The sequence below is a fragment of the Bacillus sp. ME78 genome (genome assembly GCF_903970865.1).
Taxonomy (GTDB): Bacteria; Bacillota; Bacilli; order Bacillales; family Bacillaceae_G; genus Bacillus_A; species Bacillus_A cereus.
This window is the reverse complement of record NZ_CAJCKK010000010.1, coordinates 65,041-87,172: the sequence shown is the minus strand read 5'-3', so window position 1 is coordinate 87,172 and position 22,132 is coordinate 65,041. Positions and strand designations below refer to the sequence as shown.

The window sequence follows — 22,132 nt, the reverse complement described above, 5'->3', positions numbered from 1 at the left end:
AGCATAAACATGACAATCGGTACATTACCTTTCGATCAAGAAACAATCCGTCAACGCGCAAGCGAAGTAAACGAAGCTGCTTGGTTGACTGAGTTCCGCTTACAAGCTCTTGCACAAGCAACAGAACTTCCAATGCCAACGCCTGATAAAACGAAAATTGAAAAATGGGACTTTATCGGAAAAGGCGACGCTGCTAAGCAAGAGCCTGTAAGTTCTTTAACAGAGCTTCCAGAAGCAGTGAAAAACTTAATCGATGAAAATAACAGCGTATTAGTGCAACGTACTGGTACAACTGCGTTCGTTTCTTTAGCAGACGAAGCAAAAGACAAAGGTGTTATTTTCACAGATATCGTAACAGCTGCAACAGAGCATGCTGAACTACTACAAAAGTATTTAATGAAAGACGGCGTGAAAGTAGACGAGCATCGTCTAACTGCACTTCATGCTGCATTAATCAACGGCGGTGCATTCGTATATGTTCCGAAAAACGTTGTTCTTGAAACTCCACTTCAAGCTGTATTCTTAGTAGACGGCGAAGAAGCTAACGTATATAACCACGTATTATTCGTAGCTGATGCGAACAGTACTGCAACTTATGTAGAAAACTATGTTGCAAATGAAAATGCTAAAGGTATTGCAAATATCGTAGCAGAAGTAATTGTGGAACAAGGCGCACAAGTGAAATTCGGTGCGGTTGATCTATTAGCAAAAGACGTAACAACTTACGTTAACCGCCGCGGTGTTGTTGGACGCGACGGCCGCATTGATTGGGCTCTAGGCCTTATGAATGACGGAAACACAATTTCAGAGAACGTTACGAACTTAATGGGCGACGGTTCATATGCTGATACGAAAACAGTAACAATTGGCCGTGGTAACCAAACACAAAACTTTACAACTAAAGTTGTTCACTTCGGTAAACACTCTGAAGGTTGGATTTTAAAACACGGTGTACAAAAAGATAGTGCAACATCTATCTTTAATGGAATTGGTAAGATTGAACACGGTGCATCTAAATCAAATGCACAACAATCTTCTCGCGTTCTTATGTTAGACGAGAAAGCTCGCGGTGATGCGAACCCAATTCTTTTAATTGATGAAGATGATGTTATGGCAGGTCACGCAGCTTCAGTAGGCCGCGTAGATCCGTACCAATTATACTACTTGATGAGCCGTGGTATTCCAAAACGCGAAGCAGAACGTTTAGTCATCCATGGATTCTTAGCACCTGTAGTAAATGAGCTTCCAATTGAAGGAGTAAAAGCACAGCTTGTTGAGGTAATTGAAAGGAAAGTTCGCTAATGAATATTCATGAAATACGCAAACAGTTTCCAATTCTTGATCAAAAAGTGAACGGCAAACAACTTGTTTATTTCGATAGTGCAGCAACTTCTCAAAAACCAATTCAAGTCATTGAAACGTTAGAACGTTACTATAAAGAATATAATTCTAACGTGCATCGCGGTGTTCATACGCTCGGTACGAAAGCTACCGACGCGTATGAAGGTGCACGTGAGAAAGTTCGCAAGTTTATTAACGCGAAATCAATGGAAGAGATTATTTTCACGCGCGGAACGACAACTGCATTAAATACAGTAGCGGCTAGCTATGGCCTTGAAAATGTAAAAGAAGGCGATGAAATCGTTATTTCTTACATGGAACACCATAGTAACATCATTCCGTGGCAACAAGTTGCGAAGAAAACTGGCGCAACTTTGAAATACCTTCCGCTTCAACCAGACGGTACAATTTCTTTAGAAGATGTTCGTCAAACTGTTACACCGAATACAAAAATCGTTTCTATTATGCAAGTATCAAACGTACTTGGAACGATTAACCCTGTAAAAGAAATCGGAGCAATCGCACACGAAAACGGAGCAATTATGGTCGTTGATGGTGCACAAAGTACACCTCACATGAAAGTGGATGTACAAGATTTAAACTGTGATTTCTACGCATTATCTGCTCATAAGATGTGCGGACCTACAGGTATCGGCGTATTATATGGTAAGAAAGAATTGCTAAACAATATGGAGCCAATTGAATTTGGTGGTGAAATGATTGATTTCGTAGATTTACAAGAATCTACTTGGAAAGAGCTTCCGTGGAAGTTTGAAGCGGGTACACCGATTATCGGTAATGCAATCGGACTTGGTGCGGCAATTGATTTCCTAGAAGAAATCGGTCTTGATAATATTGAAAAGCATGAGCATGAATTAGCGCAATACGCTTTAGAAAGACTATCAGAAGTAGATGGCGTTACAATTTATGGTCCAAAGCATCGCGCTGGTCTTGTTACATTTAATATTGAAGACGTACATCCTCACGATGTAGCGACTGTATTAGATGTAGAAGGCATTGCAGTTCGCGCAGGACATCACTGTGCACAACCGCTTATGAAGTGGCTAAAAGCTTCTTCAACAGCACGTGCGAGCTTCTATTTATATAATACAAAAGAAGAAATTGATACATTTGTTGAATCGCTAATCAAGACAAAGGAGTATTTCACAAATGTCATTTAATAATTTAAATACGTTATATCGTCAAGTTATTATGGATCATTACAAAAATCCTCGTAACCATGGCGTGTTAGAAGATAGTGTTACCGTTAACTTGAACAATCCAACTTGCGGCGATCGTATTCAACTTACGATGAAAGTAGAAGAAGGTATTGTGCAAGAGGCGAAGTTTGAAGGCGAAGGATGTTCAATCTCAATGTCTTCAGCTTCAATGATGACACAAGCAGTAAAAGGTAAGAAAATTGAAGAAGCACTTCAGCTTTCGAAAATTTTCTCTGACATGATGCTAGGAAAAGAGTACGATGACAGCATCGATTTAGGAGATATTGAAGCATTACAAGGCGTATGCAAGTTCCCTGCACGTATTAAATGTGCAACATTAGCGTGGAAAGCGTTAGAAAAGGGCTTAAACGAAGATAAGTAATGTTAAAGGTTCCTAAAAATGAGGTTATCTAAGGAGGGACACACCAACATGGCGAAGCAACTGCCAGATATCGGCGATTACAAATATGGTTTCAAAGACAAAGACGTTTCGATTTTCCGTGCTGGACGCGGTTTAACAAAAGAGATCGTTGAAGAGATTTCACGTATGAAAGAAGAACCACAGTGGATGTTAGACTTCCGTTTAAAATCACTGGATAAGTTCTATGAAATGCCAATGCCACAATGGGGCGGCGACTTAAACGACTTAGATTTCGATGAAATTACGTACTACGTAAAACCATCTGAGAAATCTGAGAAGTCTTGGGATGAAGTACCTGATGAAATTAAAGCAACATTTGATAAATTAGGTATTCCAGAAGCTGAGCAAAAATATTTAGCTGGTGTATCTGCACAGTACGAATCTGAAGTTGTATACCACAACATGAAAGAAGACCTAGAAGCTCTAGGAATCGTCTTCAAAGATACAGATAGCGCATTAAAAGAGAACGAAGATATTTTCCGTGAGCATTTCGGAAAAGTAATCCCACCAACAGACAACAAATTCTCTGCATTAAACTCTGCAGTTTGGTCTGGTGGATCATTCATCTACGTTCCAAAAGGTATTAAAGTTGATACACCACTTCAAGCGTATTTCCGTATTAACTCTGAAAATATGGGACAATTCGAGCGTACGCTTATCATCGTAGACGAAGGCGCACACGTACACTACGTAGAAGGTTGTACAGCACCTGTTTACACTACTAACTCACTTCACAGTGCGGTAGTAGAAATCATCATTAAAAAAGATGCGTATTGCCGTTATACAACAATCCAAAACTGGGCGAACAACGTATACAACCTAGTTACAAAACGTGCGGTTTGTGAAGAAAACGCAACGATGGAATGGATTGATGGTAACATCGGTTCTAAATTAACGATGAAATACCCAGCAGTTATCTTAAAAGGCGAAGGCGCTCGTGGTTTAACATTATCAATCGCGATTGCTGGTAAAGGCCAACACCAAGATGCTGGTGCGAAAATGATTCACTTAGCACCAAACACGTCTTCAACAATCGTTTCTAAATCGATTGCGAAGCATGGTGGTAAAGTAACTTACCGTGGTATCGTACACTTCGGACCAAAAGCGAAAAACTCTCGCTCTAACATCGAGTGTGACACGTTAATCATGGATAACCAATCTACATCTGATACAATTCCTTACAACGAAATCAAAAACGATTACGTTTCACTTGAGCACGAAGCGAAAGTATCGAAAGTATCAGAAGAACAATTATTCTACCTAATGAGCCGCGGTATTTCTGAGCAAGAAGCTACAGAAATGATCGTAATGGGCTTCATCGAGCCATTCACTCGTGAACTTCCAATGGAATACGCAGTTGAAATGAACCGCCTGATCAAGTTTGAGATGGAAGGTTCTATCGGTTAATAGTTAAAGTAGAAGCGCCCTGCTGTGCAGGGCGCTTTTTTGTTTTGCGGATTTGTCGTGGCTTGGGAGAGGATACCCGGGTGGGTGTTCAGCTAAATATATCAACGATTTTTCAAATATATCGATCATAAACGGGAATATATCAACGATTATTTCAATATATCAACGTTTCGACAAGGAATATCGATTTGTCGACAAGATAAGACAAAAGAAAATCCTCACATACCCCAAACATTTTATAAGAACAGAGAACGACTAGGTTTAAGACAAAGATACTGACAAATCCACTTGAACAACCACCCACTGAATTCTCTATTAAACTTTTTGACAAATCCACCCCTCCCTCCACTATCTGGAATTCTTTCCTGCATTAGCAAAAGTTTCTCATATGAAAAGGACAATCTTTTGCTTTTTCTCACAATGCGAGTACAATGTAAAATAGCAAGAAAAGACGAAAAGTATTTACAGGATTATTGTGTGCGCATAGCGTAAATGGCAGTAAGGAACTGAGAGGAGGTTTTTTCTCTGAATACAAATAAAGAAACAATCATCCACCTTTATCATACAAACGATATACATAGTCATTTTGAAAATTGGCCGCAAATTTCTCGGTTTGTTCTAGGGGAGAAAAAGCGAAGACAGGAAGCGGGAGAGACTGTTTTGACGGTTGATATCGGTGATCATGTGGATCGTTTTCATAGTATTTCGGAAGCGACAAATGGCCTTGGGAATACGAAGCTTTTAAATGAGGCGTTATATGATTATGTAACGATCGGAAATAATGAAGGCATTACGTTAGCGAAGGAGCATTTGAATCGTCTATATGATGATGCTGGATTTGAGGTGCTCGTTGCGAATTTATTTGAAAAAGAAGGGGTACGTCCAGCGTGGGCGAAACCTTATAAATTACATACGACGACAGATGGGATTATCATTGCTTTTATCGGATTAACGGTAGCTTATCCAGAGTTTTATCATATGCTCGATTGGCATATTGAAGATCCGCTTATCCATTTAGAGTCTATTTTAGAAGAAGTGAAAGATGAGGCGCATATTACCGTTGTCCTATCTCACCTTGGAAAAAGTATGGATGAGTATATGGCAGAGCATTATGATATAGATGTTATTTTAGGTGCACATACGCATCATTTATTTGAGCGTGGTGTTCTACTGAACAATACTTTACTTTGCTGTTGTGAAAAGTGGGGACGTTACGTTGGCCACGTTCAGCTTACTGTGGATAAAGAGACGAAGAAGCTGTTGAAAAAAGACGGTAGAGCGATTAAGACGGAACGTTTAGGTGCTTATAGCGAGCCGTTATCCACAATTGAAATACTGCAGGAAGAAAGTAATCATATAATGGCAGAGCCTGTCGTTCATTTAAAAGAGTCATTACCGGTTGATTGGTTTCAGGAGACGCCGTTTTCTCATATGTTAGCAAGTGCGCTGAAAACATGGTGCGATGCAGAGATTGGCATGGTGAACGCCGGTGTACTTCTTGAAGGGCTAGAAGAGGGTGTTGTAACGCGCGGAGATATTCACAGAATTTGTCCACATCCAATTAATCCGTGTGCTTTGAAAGTTCCAGGAAAGATATTAAGAGAAGTTATTTTGAAAGCACGTAAACCGAACATGGAGAAGCTTGAGGTGAAAGGATTCGGATTTCGGGGGAAAGTGATGGGGAAAATGATTTATGCTGGTGTAGAAGTCATTCCAGATACGATTCCTGGCAATAAAATTTTATTAGAAGATGTATTGATTAACGGCGAATCGCTGGAGTTAGACCGTATATATACGGTAGGAACAATCGATATGTTTACGTTTGGATACTTATACCCAGAGCTATCCACACTTTCTGGCAAACAATATTATATGCCAGAACTACTTAGAGATGTGTTAACGGATATGTTAATAACTCATACAACTTCCGTTAAACTATAGGCTAGTTAACTTGTAACACTCATTTTTCTCTTGTCATACAGATAAGAAAGAGAGGAGTGTGAACTATGGTTAATGTGGAGCCAATTATAATTGATAATTATACGTTTATTGCGGTTAGCGTGAAACTTCCAAAGACGAATTTGCTAGCTGTAATGAGCGATAAAGGATATATTATGTGTGGTGCATTAGATGTAGGTCTTTTAAATGAGAAATTAGGTGATCGAGGAATTATTGCTGGCCGTGCGGTTGGTGTAAGAACGATTGAACAACTTCTTGAAGCGCCACTAGAATCGGTAACGACTGGAGCTGAAGCGTTAGGCATTCCAGTAGGAACGATTGGAAAAGAAGCATTATTAAAAATGAGATAAGCATATATCGTCCCTCCTTCTTGCATAGAAATGATATAAGAAGGAGGTTTTTTTATGAGTATATTTCGCTCGAAAAACTCGCGGTTTCGAAGGGGACCTATTGCCTTTCGGTATATACTGCTTATGTCGTTTATTCTTTTTGTTATATTACTTACGCAAGGGTTGTGGATTGTGAATAATAGTATTCAGCCGACCTTAATTAAATATGGGGAAGTAGAGACACATAAAATGGCGACAGCAATTATGACGAAGGCGGTAAAGGATAGAATTAATGAAGGATTCGATGTCGATTCATTAATGAAAGTACAGAATGATAAAAACGGAAAAGTATCCACAATTAATTTAAATACGAAGCAAGTAAATGAAATCGTAACGTCAACGACCACGTACATAGAAAAATATTTGCAACAAGTAGAACAAGGGAAGTTGAAGGAGCTAGGTATTTCTGAAAAAAACGGGGCGACTATGGCAGTTCCTTTTGGGCGTGTAACTGATAATGCACTTCTTGGTAATATAGGACCAGATATTCCGATTCATTTCACGCCAATTGGGCATGTGAATACAGATATTAAACAAAAAATTGAGCCGCATGGAATTAATACTACAGCGATTCAAATTGTTATGGAAATGGAAGTAACATTGCAAGTAATTATTCCATTTCATACGAAAGAGATAACTGTGAAACAAAATGTTCCGATTGCGACGCGTATCGTTCAAGGGGAAGTGCCTACGTATTATGGAAGCGGAAGTGTTGCTGTACCTGATAAAAAGAAAACAGATAGTTAGTTGCATATAAAGTAAAAATCGGCTGAGCCGGGCTTTTACTGGATAAAAAATAACCGTAGCAATGCAGCTACGGTTATCTTTTTGTATTTGCTCGTTCTTTGCGTTCCCAAAGGCTTAAATGCATGTATGGATCGAAGGCCCATTCTGTATAGCCATTGTCTTTATATATGCCAAAATGTAAGTGGGGTGGGAATTTTCCGGCTGTACCAGGAGGTCCATAACCAGTGCTACCAACAAATCCAATTACTTTTCCTGGCTCAACAATTTGTCCAAGCTGTATTTCTTTTGAGAACCCGCCTAAATGAGCGTAATAATGGTAATTATTATGAAGGTCACGAATACCAATGCGCCATCCACCAAGGCGGTTCCAGCCTTTTGTTTCAATAATGCCATAGCAAGTCGATCTTACTGGCACGCCATATCCGGCGAAAATATCGGTTCCTTCATGAATTCGTCTTCCGCCAAAACTTCTTCCAGCGCCAAAAGTACTACGGTAGCTATGGTCACTACGAATCGGAAGAGGAAAAGCATTTCCTTCTAAATTAATACGTCCATAATGTTTATAAATTTGGGCGTACTCGCTAATTAAATCAACTGTTTTTGCACGTCTATAATATTCCCAAAGCATAATTTTAATACGGTCTTCTGACGTTCCTTGTTTCCTTAAAATGGTCGCTGCAGTATGCAGAAGATCACGGTCGCTATTTGCATTTGCAAATCCATCTTTGTCACCATCTAAACCTATTCCGCCAAATAGAGAAATTGTATGGGGGAGAGTATCGTTACTATTAACAGGTCCAGCCCATATTTCTGGTTTGAAATAAAGGGAAATGATGGAATCTGGTTTTTTTGGAATATCTTTTCTTACGCTCCGTATATTTCTTTCATATTGATCCATTGCAGCTAAGTAATACCATGGAATGCCTGAAGATTGCTCGGTTTCTTTATATAGTGCCATGCGCTTTTCGTATATGCTTTGCTGATTATCTTCACCGTAAGCGATGTTTTGGTGGAGAAGAAAACAAATAGAAAGCAAAAGAGAAATTTTTCGAAGCATGAAATAGACTCCTTTCACAACATCACTCTTTTTAGTGTGGGATATACGGAGTATTTCATTATAGGGAACGATTGGAAAAAATCTTAGAATCTTCATTTGAGCAAATCGCTTTCATACGTTAGAATAGATATGTTACATTGAAAGAAGCGAACACGGTAAACTATTTCATATTGTGCGGAGTTGATAACCATGACAAAACAAACAGAATATAAGCGCAAGCCCGAATGGTTGAAAATTAAGTTAAACACGAATGAAAACTATACAGGCTTAAAGAAAATGATGCGTTCTAAGAATCTTCATACCGTTTGTGAAGAGGCAAAATGTCCGAATATTCATGAATGCTGGGCTGTAAGAAAAACAGCAACATTTATGATTTTAGGTGCGGTTTGTACACGTGCTTGTCGTTTTTGTGCGGTTAAAACAGGCTTACCAACTGAGCTTGATTTACAAGAACCAGAACGCGTAGCAGATTCAGTAGTACAAATGGGCTTAAAGCACGTTGTTATAACAGCGGTTGCACGTGATGATTTAAAGGACGGCGGAGCAGCTGTTTTTGCTGAAACAGTACGAGCAGTACGTCGTAAAAACCCATTCACGTCTATCGAAGTATTACCATCTGATATGGCTGGGGTAGAAGAAAACTTAAAAATGTTAATGGATGCAAAACCAGATATTTTAAACCATAACATTGAAACAGTACGTCGATTATCTAACCGAGTTCGCGCTAGAGCAAAGTATGACCGTTCATTAGAGTTTTTACGTCGAGCAAAAGAAATGCAGCCTGATATTCCAACTAAATCGAGCATTATGGTCGGCTTAGGTGAAACAAGAGAAGATTTAATTGAAGCAATGGATGACTTACGTGCAAACAATGTGGATATTTTAACTCTTGGACAATATCTACAACCATCTAAGAAGCATTTACCAGTTATTAAATATTATCCACCAGCAGAATTTGCAGAGCTTAAAGAAATTGCACTTAGCAAAGGATTTAGCCACTGTGAAGCTGGCCCACTTGTGCGTTCTTCTTACCATGCGGACGAGCAAGTACGTTCTGCAAAAGAAAAAACAGCAGAAGCTAAATAATGAAAAAAGAGAGCTAACGATCAGCTCTCTTTTTGTTTGTACTCTAAAACGGTATTTGTACATGTTAATAAAATCTTTTTTAATTCTTCTGTGGATAATTCAATTGTAAATTCAGGTACACCAGGTGTAATTAAAATTTTATCGTACGTATAAACGGAACTGTCCACAATAATTGTTACTTCTTGTGAATAACCAAAAGGAGCTACACATCCTGGAGTACAGCCAGTTTCCATTCTTAGTTCATCAGGAGAACAGAGCGATAAGCGTTCTCCCGTTATTTCTTTCATCTCTCCGCGATTAAGCCGATTTCCTTCTAACGTAAAAAACACATAAAAATTTCCAGATGTTGATTTTAAAAATAAGCTTTTACTTGGAGTACCTTGTAAGCCAAGTCTTTCACGTACAATCCGATCTGTCTCATAATCGAGTACCGGTTCGTGTTCGAACTTTTCATAAGAAACATTTGTTTTATGTAGTAGAGCAAGTACGTCTTCGTACATATGAAATAATACCCCTTTCTATTGTTAGAACAGTCTCTTCTCGTGGCGTCAACTGAATGTTTTGGAAAGGGATATTACTTGGACGATGCTTCCCATAAGCGTGTTATGATACATTGTTCGTCGATTGTAATTTCGTAAATATCAGGATTCGTTAAATTTCTCCATTCATTAAAACCAATCGTATGATCAAAATGCTTTAAAATGAGTGTAAGTAAATTGCCATGTGTAACAAGTAGTGTTGTCGTATGGTTTAATTGTAAAACGTCTTGAATAAGCGATATGGCACGGTCTGTTGCTTGTTTTGTGGACTCTCCGCCTAAGAAGGCAATATCTATGTTCGTAAAAGTGGATTCTAGTTTTTGCATCCAATCATCCATTGGAACGTTGCTCAATATGCGTTCAGTTAATCGTTCATCTTCTTGGATAGATAAGTTAGCTTGGAGCGCATAGGGCCGAATGGAATCGATAGCTCGGACAAATGGGCTTGAAATAATATGATCGATTTGTAGAGTATTTTCTAAGAGGAATGTAGCAAGGGTATTTGCTTGGTCTTTTCCATCGGTCGTTAATTCAGCATCACATTCTTGCCCAATTGCTGAACAATGTCGTATTAAAATAATTTTCTTCATAATTCATCCCCATCTTTCAAGTTGACGCTATATACTTCGACAAATGTGGAAATAATTCCTTTTTATTGGAAACAGCATATGGATTTAAATATGTGGAAAAGTAATGTGGATAATAAAAAATTGAGGTGCAATGATGAAAAAAATGATATGTATCGTATTCATTATTTGTTTTCTTGCGCAATTGTCCACAACATATGCAGAATCCAACCGAAAACTAAATTATCCAAGCAATCAAAATAAGTCATTTGTGAGTGAGGATGTTTTTTATAAACAGTTAGATAAGAAGATCTATAAAGAATACAAAAATGCAGCATATAGTGTTCGGAAAAAAATCTTATTTAAAGAAGTGCCTGATGAAGAATTTTCTTTCCTACAAAAAACAGCTGTCGGTTGTCGAGGTAGAGTGGTACTTCAAGATTTTTTTGTTCACTCTGATCGCCAAGTATACTTTTTCGCTTCTTTTATTCAAAATGAAGTAGGAGAGTTTCATAAGTACATCGTTATAGATGCAGAAACAAAGAGGGAGTTGCGAGAGGGTAAAAGTTATCATCAGTGTGGTAATCCATATAAAAAATAAACCACCAATTTTGGTGGTTTATTTTTTACTCCGGTACACTCATTAATTTCTCTTTCATTTTGCGAATAAGAACGACAGCGCCAATTGTACACAGAAGTGTAATTCCTTCGGCAACGAAGATGTTGATTGTTTTTGTTTGGTAAAGTGCCGCGAAAAAGTCTACAAATGCGTGGAATAGTATAGCGTATACTAGGAAGATGTATTTCTTCTGTTTGACTGCGTATAAAACAAGCATTGTAAAGGCGATTTGAAGCACGAGTGCCATAATTCTTTCTAAGCTACCAAGGAAGTATAAGTAGGCAGGTTGCTGAATTAACATGTCCTGTAAAATGCTAAGCTCGGGTTTTTGTTCAATCAGTCGAGCGAAGCTACCATCGTTAATAGAATTAGCAAAGATTAATGCTTGTAATGCAGAAAAACCGCCAATTAAAATAGATTCAATTCCGCCGTGACCAATTCCATAAGCGAAGCCATCTTTATATTCTAGATATTTTTTTAGTAAGAAGAAGAAGGCAACGAAGCGTCCTAATTCTTCAAAAATACCAGCAGTCAATCCGCCATAAATTGCGAAGACAAACGGATTTTCTAAAAATGGAGCGATTGTTGAATTACCGCGCATAAATAGGTGGAATGGTGTTTCAAGAATTTGGGTGAATCCGATAAAGATAAGAACACCAATGCCGACCACTTTCCAATTAATATTATATTTTTTACGGAAATAAACGAGTACGATAATTGGGACCAGAATCGAGACAATGAGTTGAAAGATGATGCTGGCAATTACAGTATTTGAAACCATACTTTCACCGCTTTCTAATATATGTACATATCTATTATGCATGAAATAGGGGAGAGATGAAACTTTTAGAAAGAAAATGAATTTACTTATTGACTCTAACGTTGCGTCATACTTTATCGTATGTACCAAGGGGGAGATACAAATGACAATGAGAGTAAAAGAAGTAGCTGATTTAGTTGGAATTAGTGTGCGCACACTGCATCATTACGATGAAATCGGGTTGTTAACCCCAGACGAGACGACAGAGTCTGGATATCGTCTGTATTCCAATGAAAATTTAGAGACATTGCAGCAAATTTTGTTTTTTAAAGAACTAGGCTTCCCTTTGAAAAAAATTAAAGAGATTATCATGAGTCCATCATTTGATCACGAAGAGGCACTACAGCTTCATAAGAAAATGCTTCTTGAAAAGCGTGCCAGATTAGATAAGGTGATTGCGACGATTGATAAAACAATTCAGCATACAAAAGGAGAGATTGAAATGACGAACAAAGAGAAGTTTGAAGGATTCGATTTCAGCCATAACCCATATGAAGAAGAAGCCCGTGAAAAATGGGGAAACGCAGCTGTAGATAAAGCGAACGAATATGCAAAAGGTATGTCAAAAGAGAACCAAGAGGAGTTTAATGCTATTTATAGAAATTTAGCAACGCTTAGACACGATGCACCAGATTCTAAAGAGGCACAAGAAGCAATTGGAGTGTGGTATGGTTACTTGCAAAACTTCGGCGAATATTCATTAGATGCTTTTAAAGGACTCGGTCAAATGTACGTCGCTGATAAGCGCTTCACGAAAAATATCGATAAGTTTGGTGAGGGGTTAGCGCAGTTTATGTGTGATGCGATGGAGATTTATGCGGATCGTAATAAAAAATAAAAAGTAAAACAGGTGGAGGTTCTCTCCACCTGTTTTACTTTTTAATCATATTATTTAAAGTCTGATCCCCCGTATTATTCAAATGAGGATTTTTACTCATTTCACGTTTTAGCATATCGAGGCTTTGCGTATATTCTGTATCATTTAATGCGCCAGATTGAAGGCCTTGAATTTGGGAAATCAACTTTTGGTCTGTTGATACATATGCTTTATAATAGCGAGGGACGATGGACAAAGCAGCTCTATATACTTGATCCGCTACGAGTTTTGGATCCGTTGTGTTTGCACGGTATACAACAAATACTTCATCATCGGTAACGAGTGTAGCAGCGTTTGTAACGTCAGGAAGTTTGACTGTCATGCTTGTAATCATTTCAGCGACTTTCTCGCGATTAATGGCCCCTACTTGTTTGTTAGATACTTCATGCTTTTGTTTAGAAGAATAACCGACTCTTGCGAGTCTTGTATTTGTATTTTCCGTATGATACATGTCGTTTTTATTGGAAACAAGAACACGGCTTCCTTCTTCACGTTCCATTTCAGCTTTGTTCGCTGATTGGCAGCCTGCAAATAAGGAAAGAGTGAGAAGGGAAAGTAAAATTTGTTTTTTCACGATGTATCACCTCCTTCTCCATAGCATGTACTAATTTGCAATTTTTTGTATTTGAAATTGTTGGTTGTTATGCTTTGTGATACGATAAAAAGAAGAATGCTTAGAGAGGAAGTTAATGATGGAGCAAAAGCAAGAGCAAGAGATTCATGCTACGGTGAGCATTAATAATGTTCAGTACGAAGTAATTAAAAACTTTCGTGACGGTTTTAGTGAAGAAGCATTTAAAGAGCGCTATGCAGAAATTTTAAATAAATATGATTATATCGTTGGAGACTGGGGATATGAGCAACTTAGACTGCGAGGATTCTTTGATGATAGTAACCAACGTGCGACATATGATACGAAAATTAGTACGTTAACGGAGTATTTATACGAGTACTGTAACTTCGGTTGTGCACACTTCGTATTACGAAAAGTGAAGAAATAAAAAAATCCTCTTACAATTGTAAGAGGATTTTTTACATATTCTCGCTTATAAACAAATCGAGATATGATCGCCTTCAGAAAGTATTGCATTTGGTTTCATTTGTTGTCCATTTAATTGAATATCCCCATTTTTAATTTTATCCACAATGCGTGTACGGCTCCAGTCGGAAATATATGTGGATAAGGCTTTATCAATGCGGTGGGAACCGAAAACGATATCTAATACGATCGTGATTTCAGCTACGCCACTTTCTTTATGTTGCGTAATAGAAATAGTAGTACTTGTTTCTGTTTGATCTTGCTGAGTCATATCGATCGTTTCAACGTGATCAGTAAATGATTTATAAATACGCAGTTTTTGATTCCACGTATGATCTTTCGAACATTTATAAATGGCAAAGCGGTATATGTTTTTTCCATTGGCGTTATGCCTACGAATATTCGTATCAGTAAATAGGGTAGTACGTCCGCAATTTTTACAATATTTTTCGATTGTGTGTTGCTGATTTTCATATAAACTCCAAGAAAGTTGTACTTTCTGCATTTTCCTTCACCTCTTATAGTAGTGGCAAAGAAACGTAATACAGCTATTTGGATGTCTTGTAGTATGAAGACATGAGAAAAAGACAAAAATAAAAGGAGGTTCCCCAAAGAGGAACCTCCGTAAACATCATACTACAGATGCAATACGTTCCTTTGTAATGGGAATGGGCAGACTACTCCCTTGAAAAAGCGTGGTGCTTTTTTGAGAGTAATGCTATCCAATTGCTGGTCCATTACAAAGTAAATGTTGGCATACGTAGATAACGTCCTTTCTATCCAAATAGATTTATTCTTCATTATAACATATAATACTGAAAATTCTAAATAATAAAGGCGAAAAAACACCAGCTAAAATAGCTGGTGCATACGATAAATTATATAAGTTCAAATAAAAATGAGCGTAATTCTTCTGCAATTTCTTCAGTCATAGAAAATGCGTGCTCTAAGTAGCCTGGTTCGTTTAAATCGTCAGCACCGATAATTGCAAATTTATTACTTTGCATATCAAGTACAATTGTTTTACCGTAATGACGATCGGAGTATAAAAGCGCTAAATCGTGACGCTCATTTTCTCCCATAAAGCTAACGAAACGAGTTTTTGTAGCGACAGTGTCGTCGTACAGAAAGAAACGTTCTTCCATACACATGGCTCCTTTATTAAATATCTAAGTTTAAGTGTGGTTTATGATCTAAATGGTGATGTGTTTTAATGAATCGTACTGTTCTTGTTTTGTAACGCATTACGATAGAGTATGTTTCAGCTAAATCTCCGCCAAGGAATTTAACACCGTCTAATAACTCACCAGCAGATACACCAGTTGCTGAGAAGATTGCATCATCCCCAGATACTAAGTCATCTAACATAAGAAGTTGACGAGGGTCTTCTAATCCCATTTCACGACAACGAGCTTCTTCTTCTTCGTTCATTGGAACTAAGCGAGCTTGCATTTCACCTTCAAGGCACTTTAATGCTGCTGCAGAAATAACACCTTCTGGAGCTCCGCCAATACCTACGAATAAGTCGATACCCGTTCCAGGTAGTGCTGTTGCGATTGACGCACCAACATCACCGTCACCAAATAATTTTACGCGTGCACCTTTTGCACGAACACGGTCAATAATATCTTGATGACGTTCACGTTCTTGAACGATAACCGTTAGGTCACGAATCTTTTTATTGTTAGCTTCTGCTACAATTTCAATTGTTTTTTCAATTGGATCATCTAAGCTAATTTTACCAGCTGCTTTTGGACCAACCGCGATTTTTTCCATGTACATATCAGGAGCATGAAGAAGGTTCCCTTTGTCTGCGATTGCAATAACTGCCATTGCATTTGCAAGACCTTTTGCAACGATGTTTGTACCTTCTAATGGATCAACGGCGATGTCTACTTCCGGACCGTTACCTGTTCCTAGTTCTTCACCAATATACAACATCGGTGCTTCATCAAGTTCTCCCTCACCAATTACAACTGTACCTGCCATGTTTACTGAATCGAACATATCACGCATTGCTGTAGTTGCTGCATCATCTGCTTCATTTTTCTTTCCGCGGCCCATCCACTGTGCGGATGCTAAGGCTGCTGCTTCTGTTACACGGACAATTTCTAGTGCGAGTTCACGTTCCAAGATTCCATTCCTCCAATTTCAAAAATCATACAAATATAACTATAACAAATAACGGAGAAAAGGTGAATTCGAAAAATTGTCGATTTTTTCAGAAGAAAGCGTTACAATTAAAATGTAAATGCTTTAATTTCCAGGTAGGTGACATTCATGTATTTTGTAGACAGAAAGAAAATAGAACAAATGCTAGTATGTTTAGAACGAGCAACAAGTACATTTCAAGAGAAAAAGATATATGAAACCGAGTTTGAATTTTACGCATTAGAGCGCATAGCCCATCTTATTATTGATACTGTATTAGATGTAGGAAATGCGATGATCGATGGATTTATTATGCGCGATCCAGGAAGCTATGAAGATATTATTGATATTTTAATGGACGAGCGAGTGATAAGTGAAGAAGATGGCCAAGGGATGAAAGAAATTATCCTTCTTCGAAAAATGCTTACGCAAGATTATATTCAAATGAATCATGATGAATTATATAAGACGATTCAAAAACATATTGCAGTGGTGGAAAAGTACCCAGCAAATATTCGCAGTTATTTAGAAAAGGAATTAGGACCTGTATCTGCATTTGTACCAGAATAATTATGCTTATAAGATCCCCAGAGAATACCTTTTGGGGATCTTATATTGTATGTGAGAAAGAAAAGGGAGAAGGGTGAAGTATGGGGGAAGCACGTACTACGAAAGACGAGATTGTACAATTGTTGAAAGTAAAGGGAGAGCACACAGTAGCTGAACTAGCAGACGTTTTAGAGATTACAGAAATGGCAATCAGAAGACATTTAAGTAATCTTGAGAAAGACGGACTCATTTATTCTAAGATGGTAAGGCAACATGTCGGAAGACCAACTTATTTGTATGGATTAAGTGAAAAGGGAGAAGATACATTCCCGAAAGAGTATAAGCAATTTGCGATTGATATGCTAGAAGATTTAGCTCGAATCGGCGATGAAAAAATACTTCGTTACGTTTTAAAAGAGAGAACGAAGCGAATGGAAGAACAGTTGCAAAAGAGAGTAAGTAATCAAAAGAATTTAGCATATAAAGTGCAAGAGATAGCAGCTATGCAAGAGAAAAATGGTTATATGGTTCAAATAAAGAGAGATGGAGAGAACTCTTTCGTAATTGAAAAACAAAACTGTCCGTTAAAAGAAATTGCAGAGAGATTCCCACAAGTATGTGAAGATGAAAAAGAGATGTATAAGCGTTTATTTACGAACGCAGATGTGAAAACGCTAGCAAACATGTGCGAGGGCGATTGTAGTTGTTCTTACCAAATAAAAGAGAAAAAATGAACGTTATGGGGCGCTTTAAAGTAAAGCGTTTTTTTCTTTGGAAAAAGCGGGTAATATAAGAGTGGTATGATAGGTGAGAACGTTAGCATAGAAGGAGAGACATAATGATGTATAAAGGTTACTTAATTGACTTAGACGGTACGATGTATCGCGGAGAAGAACAAATTGAAGAAGCGAGCGACTTCGTAAAAGCTTTAGGAGAGCGCGGCATTCCTTATTTATTCGTTACGAATAACTCAACGCGTAAACCAGAACAAGTGGCAGAAAAACTTGTTCGTTTCGATATTCCAGCGAAAGCAGAGCAAGTATTCACAACGAGTATGGCGACTGCGAACTTCATTTATGAACGTAAACAAGATGCAACTGTATATATGATTGGTGAAGAAGGCTTACACGATGCACTTGTGGAAAAAGGATTTGAACTTGTGGATGAAAATCCTGATTTCGTTGTTGTTGGTTTAGATCGTGACATCACATATGAAAAGTTAGCAAAAGCGTGTCTTGCTGTGCGTAACGGTGCAACGTTTATTTCCACAAATGGGGACATTGCCATCCCAACTGAGCGCGGGTTATTACCAGGTAACGGTTCATTAACATCGGTTGTAGCAGTATCAACAGGTGTGGATCCAATCTTTATCGGAAAACCAGAATCAATCATTATGGAACAAGCTTTAAAAGTTCTTGGTATAGGAAAAGATGAAGCATTAATGGTTGGGGATAACTATGATACAGACATTTTAGCAGGAGTAAATGCTGGTATGCATACGCTTCTTGTCCACACTGGAGTCACAACTGTGGAGAAGTTAACAGAATACGAAGTTCAACCGACGCAAGTTGTGCATAACTTGACGGAGTGGATTGAGAAGATGTAATGAAATGCAGGTAGCCGGAAGAGGTTACCTGTTTTTTTATGCATAATTGCATATGTACTATAGGTATACGGAATGTAAAATTTAAATGTATTGATATAAGGGAGGAATAAGAATGTACTGGATGTCATGTATTATGCTTGTTTTTACATTATGCGTTTTGTTCTTTGTTCTATGGAAAATATATAAAATAAATGAAATGAAAAAAAGCGCAGGAAAACTTATTGCAATGTATCCTCGGGTGAAAAGACGTTGGATTGCATTACTTGGACCAGCATATTTCATTGGACAATGTATGTATATATATGCTCAGTACGTAAGTGGCGATATTGATACAGTTGAACAGTTTTTTATTCAGCTAGGTATTCATGCTGTAGCAAGTTGTTTTATGACTTTAATAGCTATACATCTTATTAAAAGTGTACAAATATATGAAAAAGGTGTAATAGATGGATTAAACTTTTATTCATATGAAGAATTGAAAGGCTATAAAACATCAACATGGGAAAATCCAAAAGAAAATATATTTTTATATCGCGGGAGAGAAAAAATGAATGACAATGTGAATTTACTTATTAGAAAGGAAGATATGAATGAATTAGAAAGCATTCTTCAAAGATATATTCCGAAATTAATGGTGAAATAAAAAAACTCCGGTTTTAACAACCGGAGTTTTTTATTAGAATGCACGATTCACAACGTCTTTTACTTCTTCAAGATATTGTTTACGCACATCATTATCCACAGAAGGGACACTTGTATAGAATGTATGCTCAAGTGTTTCAATACCTGTAAATTCAAAAATACCAACATCCGCTGTTTTCTTCATTGCATCAAACATACCGCCTGCTGTGTATGCCTCTTTCGTATTGCCCATTGTAGATAATAACAATCCTTTTTTACCGCTTAATAACTTTTCAATGCCGTTTTCACCGTAAGCATAAGCAAATCCATGGCTAAACACACGGTCAACGTATCCTTTTAAAATAGCAGGAAGTCCCGCCCACCACACTGGATAAATGAATGTAATGCTATCAGCCCAAGAGATATGCTCTTGTTCTTCTTTAATATCTTCGGGTGTGTTTCCTTGAGAAAATGAGATGAAATCGGAAGCGCCTAATACTGGATTGAAGTTTAATTCGTATAGATCGCGAACGCGTACTTCATGACCTTTTTCTTCTAATTCACGTTTTACCGTTTCTAAAATCGCATGGTTGAAGCTTTCTGTATTTGGGTGTGCATAAACGATTACATGTTTCATTGTTCTTCCTCCTATTTGTGGATATGTGAATAGCTATTTGTATATCTGTAACTATTATGGTTACTACTTTTATAGAAGTCAAGTAATACATATGTATGTATAAAAAGACGCTCGAAAATCGCCTTTTTATACCCCGCTCATACAAAGTACAAAGAAGACGAATAAAATGATAACAATACCAATGCCAAAGTTAAATACGAGAGTACTATCCATATATGTAGCCTCCTTGTTTGAAAGTAAAAAGCACTCTAGTTAAGAGTGCTTTTTTTATTTTGAATCTACTTTATAACTTTTAGAAAGTGATTCATGCGTGTAATGATTTACATTATTTTATGTATTTATACTTTGAAATGAGTAAGTCCTTGTTGGATATAGAAAAAAAGACACTCGTTCGAGTGTCTTTTAAGATGACAAAATGTGCCAATTGCTTGAGGTTGATAAGACGCTAATTTCCGTGTTAACGCCTTTTCTTTAATCAAGAAGTGTAGCAACAGCGATTCAAATAAATTGTACCATCTGTTTAATCGCGGTGCGTATGCAATTGTGCATATTATGATCATGAGGTAGGTAATGAACTGTGAATAATTTGAAGTGATTTATTTACGATTTCTTCTGCGGCATATATGCCGATTGCGTCTGTTTTTAAAATATGGGGTTGTAAGTTATCATGCATTGCCCCTAACTCACCATGAAGTGGTGCGAAGGCATGGTTCGCCTTTTCAAGCATGCATAAATCAAGTAAAGAATCCCCAGCTGTAATAATCGTATCTATTTGCAAAATTTCTTTTATATATTGCACGGCGTCCCATTTATTAATTGGTTTTGGTACAAAGTATAGCTTTCTACCTTGAAGTGAATGATTCCAGCCTTGTTTGTCTAACCAGGAAGTGAAGGATGATAATTCATCATAAGGAATGTTCTCCCGTTTAATAATGCAATAATGGAATAGATCATCAGCTGTTTTTTGTGATATAACCCAATCTTTATGAGCTATTTGTCCAAATTCCTTTAGTATGTCGTTTCTCTCTATACATTCAACCGATAGTCTTTCTTTTACTGTCCTGTTCCAAGTACCATCTTGTTTACCGTTATGAAGGATATTGCCGCCGTTACTTGTAATGGCGTATTCGGGAATGATTTCGTTTTGGAATAAAGTAATACGCTGAAACTGCTCAATAGTTCTTGTTGTAACTGGGATGAAATGTGAGTGCAGTTGTAATTTTTTTAGTAGTGAAATGGTTTTATGTGATATGAAAGAAATTTCTTTTCCATCTAAAGTTTCAATGAGTTGAATTGATTCATCTTCTATAGGGACACGAAACGATTTCCGGGAATAAATAAGCGTTTGATCAAGATCACTGGCGAAAATCATATTGTTTCCTTCCTAAGAAGCTTAATGAGCCCGCAACATGAATAAGCCATATTCTCATAGGTTTCAATTGGGACATTCTTTTCTTTAGCGAGAAGTAAAATATGCTTTAAATCGGGATTGTTTTGCTTACGTATTAAAATTTTCCACGGTATTCTCCGGAGTAATACACGAGTTGTTTCACCGACTCCTGGTTTAATTAAGTTAATATCGTCAATTTCAAAGTGATTTTGGATAGACTGTATATCTTTTAATCCTTGCCAAGAGGGATCAGTGTAAGTTGAAGTAATATAACGTAATTGATTATCTATATGAGAATGAACAGAAGGGAATAAATCTGTTACCTCATCAACGAAGAAATTTGATAAGTCTTCTTGCTCTAGCTCTTTATAATATTTAACACCATGAAAATCATTTGGACCGATATAGGTGTCATTTAGTACAGTGCGGCTAATTAGTCCAGAGACTGTTGCATTTAAGCAAGCGCTAGGAATAAGAAAATCTTCACGTGTACCGTAAATTGAAGTACAGTAACCGGGATCAGCAAGCACAGCCATACAATGAGAAATGTGTGTATTATTTCGTTCGTTAAATGTGTGTACTGCATATTCTAATTCTTTTTTTATTGCACCTTTTCCAGTCCACCCATCAATGAATTGAATTGTTTCTTTAGGGTGATGTTCCAAAATATAATGGAGTGCATTTTCATCAATACCGCGTCCGCGAACAATAGAAATACAATAGTGAGGTACATCAAGGTTGTATTGATAGCGTATGTAGCGTTTGATAAGAATGCCAATAGGTGTACCAGCACGAGCTAATGAAACGAGGACAAGGTTAGTTCCTTTAGTTTGTATAATCTGTTCGGCGACAACTCCAACAGCGATGGCTAGTTTGTGTTTGTATTGTTGCAGGGAAGAAAAGAATAAATCCATATACGCTTTAGATGGTTTATATTCCATTGGTAACATTTCGGAATAATGTGTGCCAGCTTGAATTGCTTGTTCTCTAGTTTCCGTGGAACTTTCTTTCATTAAATTACTAATATCTTTTAATAGAAAAATAGCATCATTTGGATTGTAACTACTAATATGAGAATTTACTTTTACCAT

General features: G+C 37.4%; 26 protein-coding genes. 15 read left to right on the top strand and 11 right to left on the bottom strand.

The annotated features are described in order from the left end of the window. Nucleotides 1-9 precede the first annotated feature (9 nt). The 7 genes from sufD to yunB all read left to right on the top strand — a co-directional run bounded on the left by sufD (nt 10) and on the right by yunB (nt 7,484). The gene (gene sufD, locus H6481_RS13740; protein ID WP_000152173.1) at nt 10-1,302 is read left to right on the top strand and encodes a Fe-S cluster assembly protein SufD; all 1,293 of its coding nucleotides are present in this window, start codon (nt 10-12) and stop codon (nt 1,300-1,302) included. Continuing rightward, nucleotides 1,302-2,522, top strand: coding sequence for a cysteine desulfurase SufS (sufS, locus tag H6481_RS13735; protein WP_001020767.1), 1,221 nt, complete (start codon nt 1,302-1,304; stop codon nt 2,520-2,522). Before sufD ends, sufS begins: the two co-directional genes overlap by 1 nt. Continuing rightward, nucleotides 2,512-2,943 (top strand): Fe-S cluster assembly sulfur transfer protein SufU, encoded by a 432-nt coding sequence (sufU, locus tag H6481_RS13730; protein WP_182812042.1) that lies wholly within the window; start codon nt 2,512-2,514, stop codon nt 2,941-2,943. Before sufS ends, sufU begins: the two co-directional genes overlap by 11 nt. 48 nt (nt 2,944-2,991) lie before the next feature. Then, nucleotides 2,992-4,389 carry a Fe-S cluster assembly protein SufB gene (sufB, locus tag H6481_RS13725; protein ID WP_001118824.1) on the top strand — a complete coding sequence of 466 codons (1,398 nt, stop codon included), beginning with the start codon at nt 2,992-2,994 and terminating at the stop codon, nt 4,387-4,389. 525 nt (nt 4,390-4,914) lie between these two features. Beyond that, nucleotides 4,915-6,330 (top strand): bifunctional UDP-sugar hydrolase/5'-nucleotidase, encoded by a 1,416-nt coding sequence (locus tag H6481_RS13720; RefSeq protein WP_346655883.1) that lies wholly within the window; start codon nt 4,915-4,917, stop codon nt 6,328-6,330. A 65-nt stretch (nt 6,331-6,395) separates the two neighbouring features. Next, complete coding sequence (locus tag H6481_RS13715; RefSeq protein ID WP_000248467.1) at nt 6,396-6,698, top strand: DUF1805 domain-containing protein; 303 nt, start codon at nt 6,396-6,398, stop codon at nt 6,696-6,698. A gap of 54 nt (nt 6,699-6,752) precedes the next feature. Further along, nucleotides 6,753-7,484, top strand: coding sequence for a sporulation protein YunB (gene yunB / locus H6481_RS13710; protein WP_000021807.1), 732 nt, complete (start codon nt 6,753-6,755; stop codon nt 7,482-7,484). Nucleotides 7,485-7,557: 73 nt separating this feature from the next. On the opposite strand, the gene H6481_RS13705 is transcribed toward yunB, so the two are convergent. Next, the gene (locus tag H6481_RS13705; protein WP_168410377.1) at nt 7,558-8,541 is read right to left on the bottom strand and encodes a M23 family metallopeptidase; all 984 of its coding nucleotides are present in this window, start codon (nt 8,539-8,541) and stop codon (nt 7,558-7,560) included. 189 nt (nt 8,542-8,730) lie between these two features. Here H6481_RS13705 and lipA point away from each other — a divergent pair, with 189 nt between their 5' ends. Beyond that, complete coding sequence (lipA, locus tag H6481_RS13700) at nt 8,731-9,627, top strand: lipoyl synthase (RefSeq protein WP_000166367.1); 897 nt, start codon at nt 8,731-8,733, stop codon at nt 9,625-9,627. Between the two features lie 20 nt (nt 9,628-9,647). Here lipA and H6481_RS13695 read toward each other — a convergent pair whose 3' ends face one another. Then, nucleotides 9,648-10,127, bottom strand: a complete 480-nt coding sequence (locus H6481_RS13695; protein ID WP_000272751.1) for a YbaK/EbsC family protein — start codon at nt 10,125-10,127, stop codon at nt 9,648-9,650. 74 nt (nt 10,128-10,201) lie between these two features. Continuing rightward, nucleotides 10,202-10,756: a histidine phosphatase family protein gene (locus tag H6481_RS13690; RefSeq protein WP_053563427.1), complete on the bottom strand. Its 555-nt coding sequence runs from the start codon at nt 10,754-10,756 to the stop codon at nt 10,202-10,204. Between the two features lie 142 nt (nt 10,757-10,898). Between H6481_RS13690 and H6481_RS13685 the strand changes: the two genes are divergently transcribed. Further along, nucleotides 10,899-11,333, top strand: a complete 435-nt coding sequence (locus H6481_RS13685) for a hypothetical protein (RefSeq protein WP_071730771.1) — start codon at nt 10,899-10,901, stop codon at nt 11,331-11,333. A gap of 25 nt (nt 11,334-11,358) precedes the next feature. On the opposite strand, the gene H6481_RS13680 is transcribed toward H6481_RS13685, so the two are convergent. Continuing rightward, complete coding sequence (locus H6481_RS13680; protein WP_142340462.1) at nt 11,359-12,174, bottom strand: YhfC family intramembrane metalloprotease; 816 nt, start codon at nt 12,172-12,174, stop codon at nt 11,359-11,361. A gap of 100 nt (nt 12,175-12,274) precedes the next feature. Here H6481_RS13680 and H6481_RS13675 point away from each other — a divergent pair, with 100 nt between their 5' ends. Then, complete coding sequence (locus H6481_RS13675) at nt 12,275-13,009, top strand: MerR family transcriptional regulator (protein ID WP_098852451.1); 735 nt, start codon at nt 12,275-12,277, stop codon at nt 13,007-13,009. A 34-nt stretch (nt 13,010-13,043) separates the two neighbouring features. Here H6481_RS13675 and H6481_RS13670 read toward each other — a convergent pair whose 3' ends face one another. After that, entirely contained in the window at nt 13,044-13,622 is a 579-nt protein-coding gene (locus H6481_RS13670) for a YhcN/YlaJ family sporulation lipoprotein (protein ID WP_098852453.1), read from the bottom strand. A 118-nt stretch (nt 13,623-13,740) separates the two neighbouring features. Between H6481_RS13670 and H6481_RS13665 the strand changes: the two genes are divergently transcribed. Further along, a complete protein-coding gene (locus H6481_RS13665; protein WP_000435946.1) occupies nt 13,741-14,049 on the top strand; it encodes a YutD family protein in 309 nt (102 codons plus the stop codon). Between the two features lie 45 nt (nt 14,050-14,094). Here H6481_RS13665 and H6481_RS13660 read toward each other — a convergent pair whose 3' ends face one another. The 3 genes from H6481_RS13660 to glpX all read right to left on the bottom strand — a co-directional run bounded on the left by H6481_RS13660 (nt 14,095) and on the right by glpX (nt 16,220). After that, the gene (locus H6481_RS13660; RefSeq protein WP_001174588.1) at nt 14,095-14,592 is read right to left on the bottom strand and encodes a hypothetical protein; all 498 of its coding nucleotides are present in this window, start codon (nt 14,590-14,592) and stop codon (nt 14,095-14,097) included. Between the two features lie 373 nt (nt 14,593-14,965). Then, on the bottom strand, nt 14,966-15,232 hold the full coding sequence (locus H6481_RS13655; RefSeq protein WP_000392611.1) for a DUF3055 domain-containing protein: 267 nt from the start codon (nt 15,230-15,232) through the stop codon (nt 14,966-14,968). 16 nt (nt 15,233-15,248) lie between these two features. Beyond that, nucleotides 15,249-16,220, bottom strand: a complete 972-nt coding sequence (glpX, locus tag H6481_RS13650) for a class II fructose-bisphosphatase (protein ID WP_000439090.1) — start codon at nt 16,218-16,220, stop codon at nt 15,249-15,251. 147 nt (nt 16,221-16,367) lie between these two features. Here glpX and H6481_RS13645 point away from each other — a divergent pair, with 147 nt between their 5' ends. The 4 genes from H6481_RS13645 to H6481_RS13630 all read left to right on the top strand — a co-directional run bounded on the left by H6481_RS13645 (nt 16,368) and on the right by H6481_RS13630 (nt 19,036). Next, nucleotides 16,368-16,808, top strand: a complete 441-nt coding sequence (locus H6481_RS13645; RefSeq protein ID WP_000274010.1) for a DUF86 domain-containing protein — start codon at nt 16,368-16,370, stop codon at nt 16,806-16,808. An 80-nt stretch (nt 16,809-16,888) separates the two neighbouring features. After that, nucleotides 16,889-17,521 carry a metalloregulator ArsR/SmtB family transcription factor gene (locus H6481_RS13640; protein WP_098852455.1) on the top strand — a complete coding sequence of 211 codons (633 nt, stop codon included), beginning with the start codon at nt 16,889-16,891 and terminating at the stop codon, nt 17,519-17,521. A gap of 107 nt (nt 17,522-17,628) precedes the next feature. Continuing rightward, nucleotides 17,629-18,393: a TIGR01457 family HAD-type hydrolase gene (locus tag H6481_RS13635; protein ID WP_000276470.1), complete on the top strand. Its 765-nt coding sequence runs from the start codon at nt 17,629-17,631 to the stop codon at nt 18,391-18,393. Between the two features lie 112 nt (nt 18,394-18,505). Continuing rightward, nucleotides 18,506-19,036, top strand: coding sequence for an iron ABC transporter substrate-binding protein (locus H6481_RS13630; RefSeq protein WP_098852456.1), 531 nt, complete (start codon nt 18,506-18,508; stop codon nt 19,034-19,036). A gap of 33 nt (nt 19,037-19,069) precedes the next feature. On the opposite strand, the gene H6481_RS13625 is transcribed toward H6481_RS13630, so the two are convergent. From H6481_RS13625 to H6481_RS13615, 3 genes are all read right to left on the bottom strand, one after another. Beyond that, entirely contained in the window at nt 19,070-19,651 is a 582-nt protein-coding gene (locus H6481_RS13625) for an NAD(P)H-dependent oxidoreductase (RefSeq protein ID WP_000683411.1), read from the bottom strand. A 556-nt stretch (nt 19,652-20,207) separates the two neighbouring features. Further along, complete coding sequence (locus H6481_RS13620) at nt 20,208-21,023, bottom strand: HAD hydrolase family protein (RefSeq protein ID WP_142340463.1); 816 nt, start codon at nt 21,021-21,023, stop codon at nt 20,208-20,210. After that, a complete protein-coding gene (locus tag H6481_RS13615; RefSeq protein WP_098852457.1) occupies nt 21,020-22,132 on the bottom strand; it encodes a cysteine protease StiP family protein in 1,113 nt (370 codons plus the stop codon). Before H6481_RS13615 ends, H6481_RS13620 begins: the two co-directional genes overlap by 4 nt.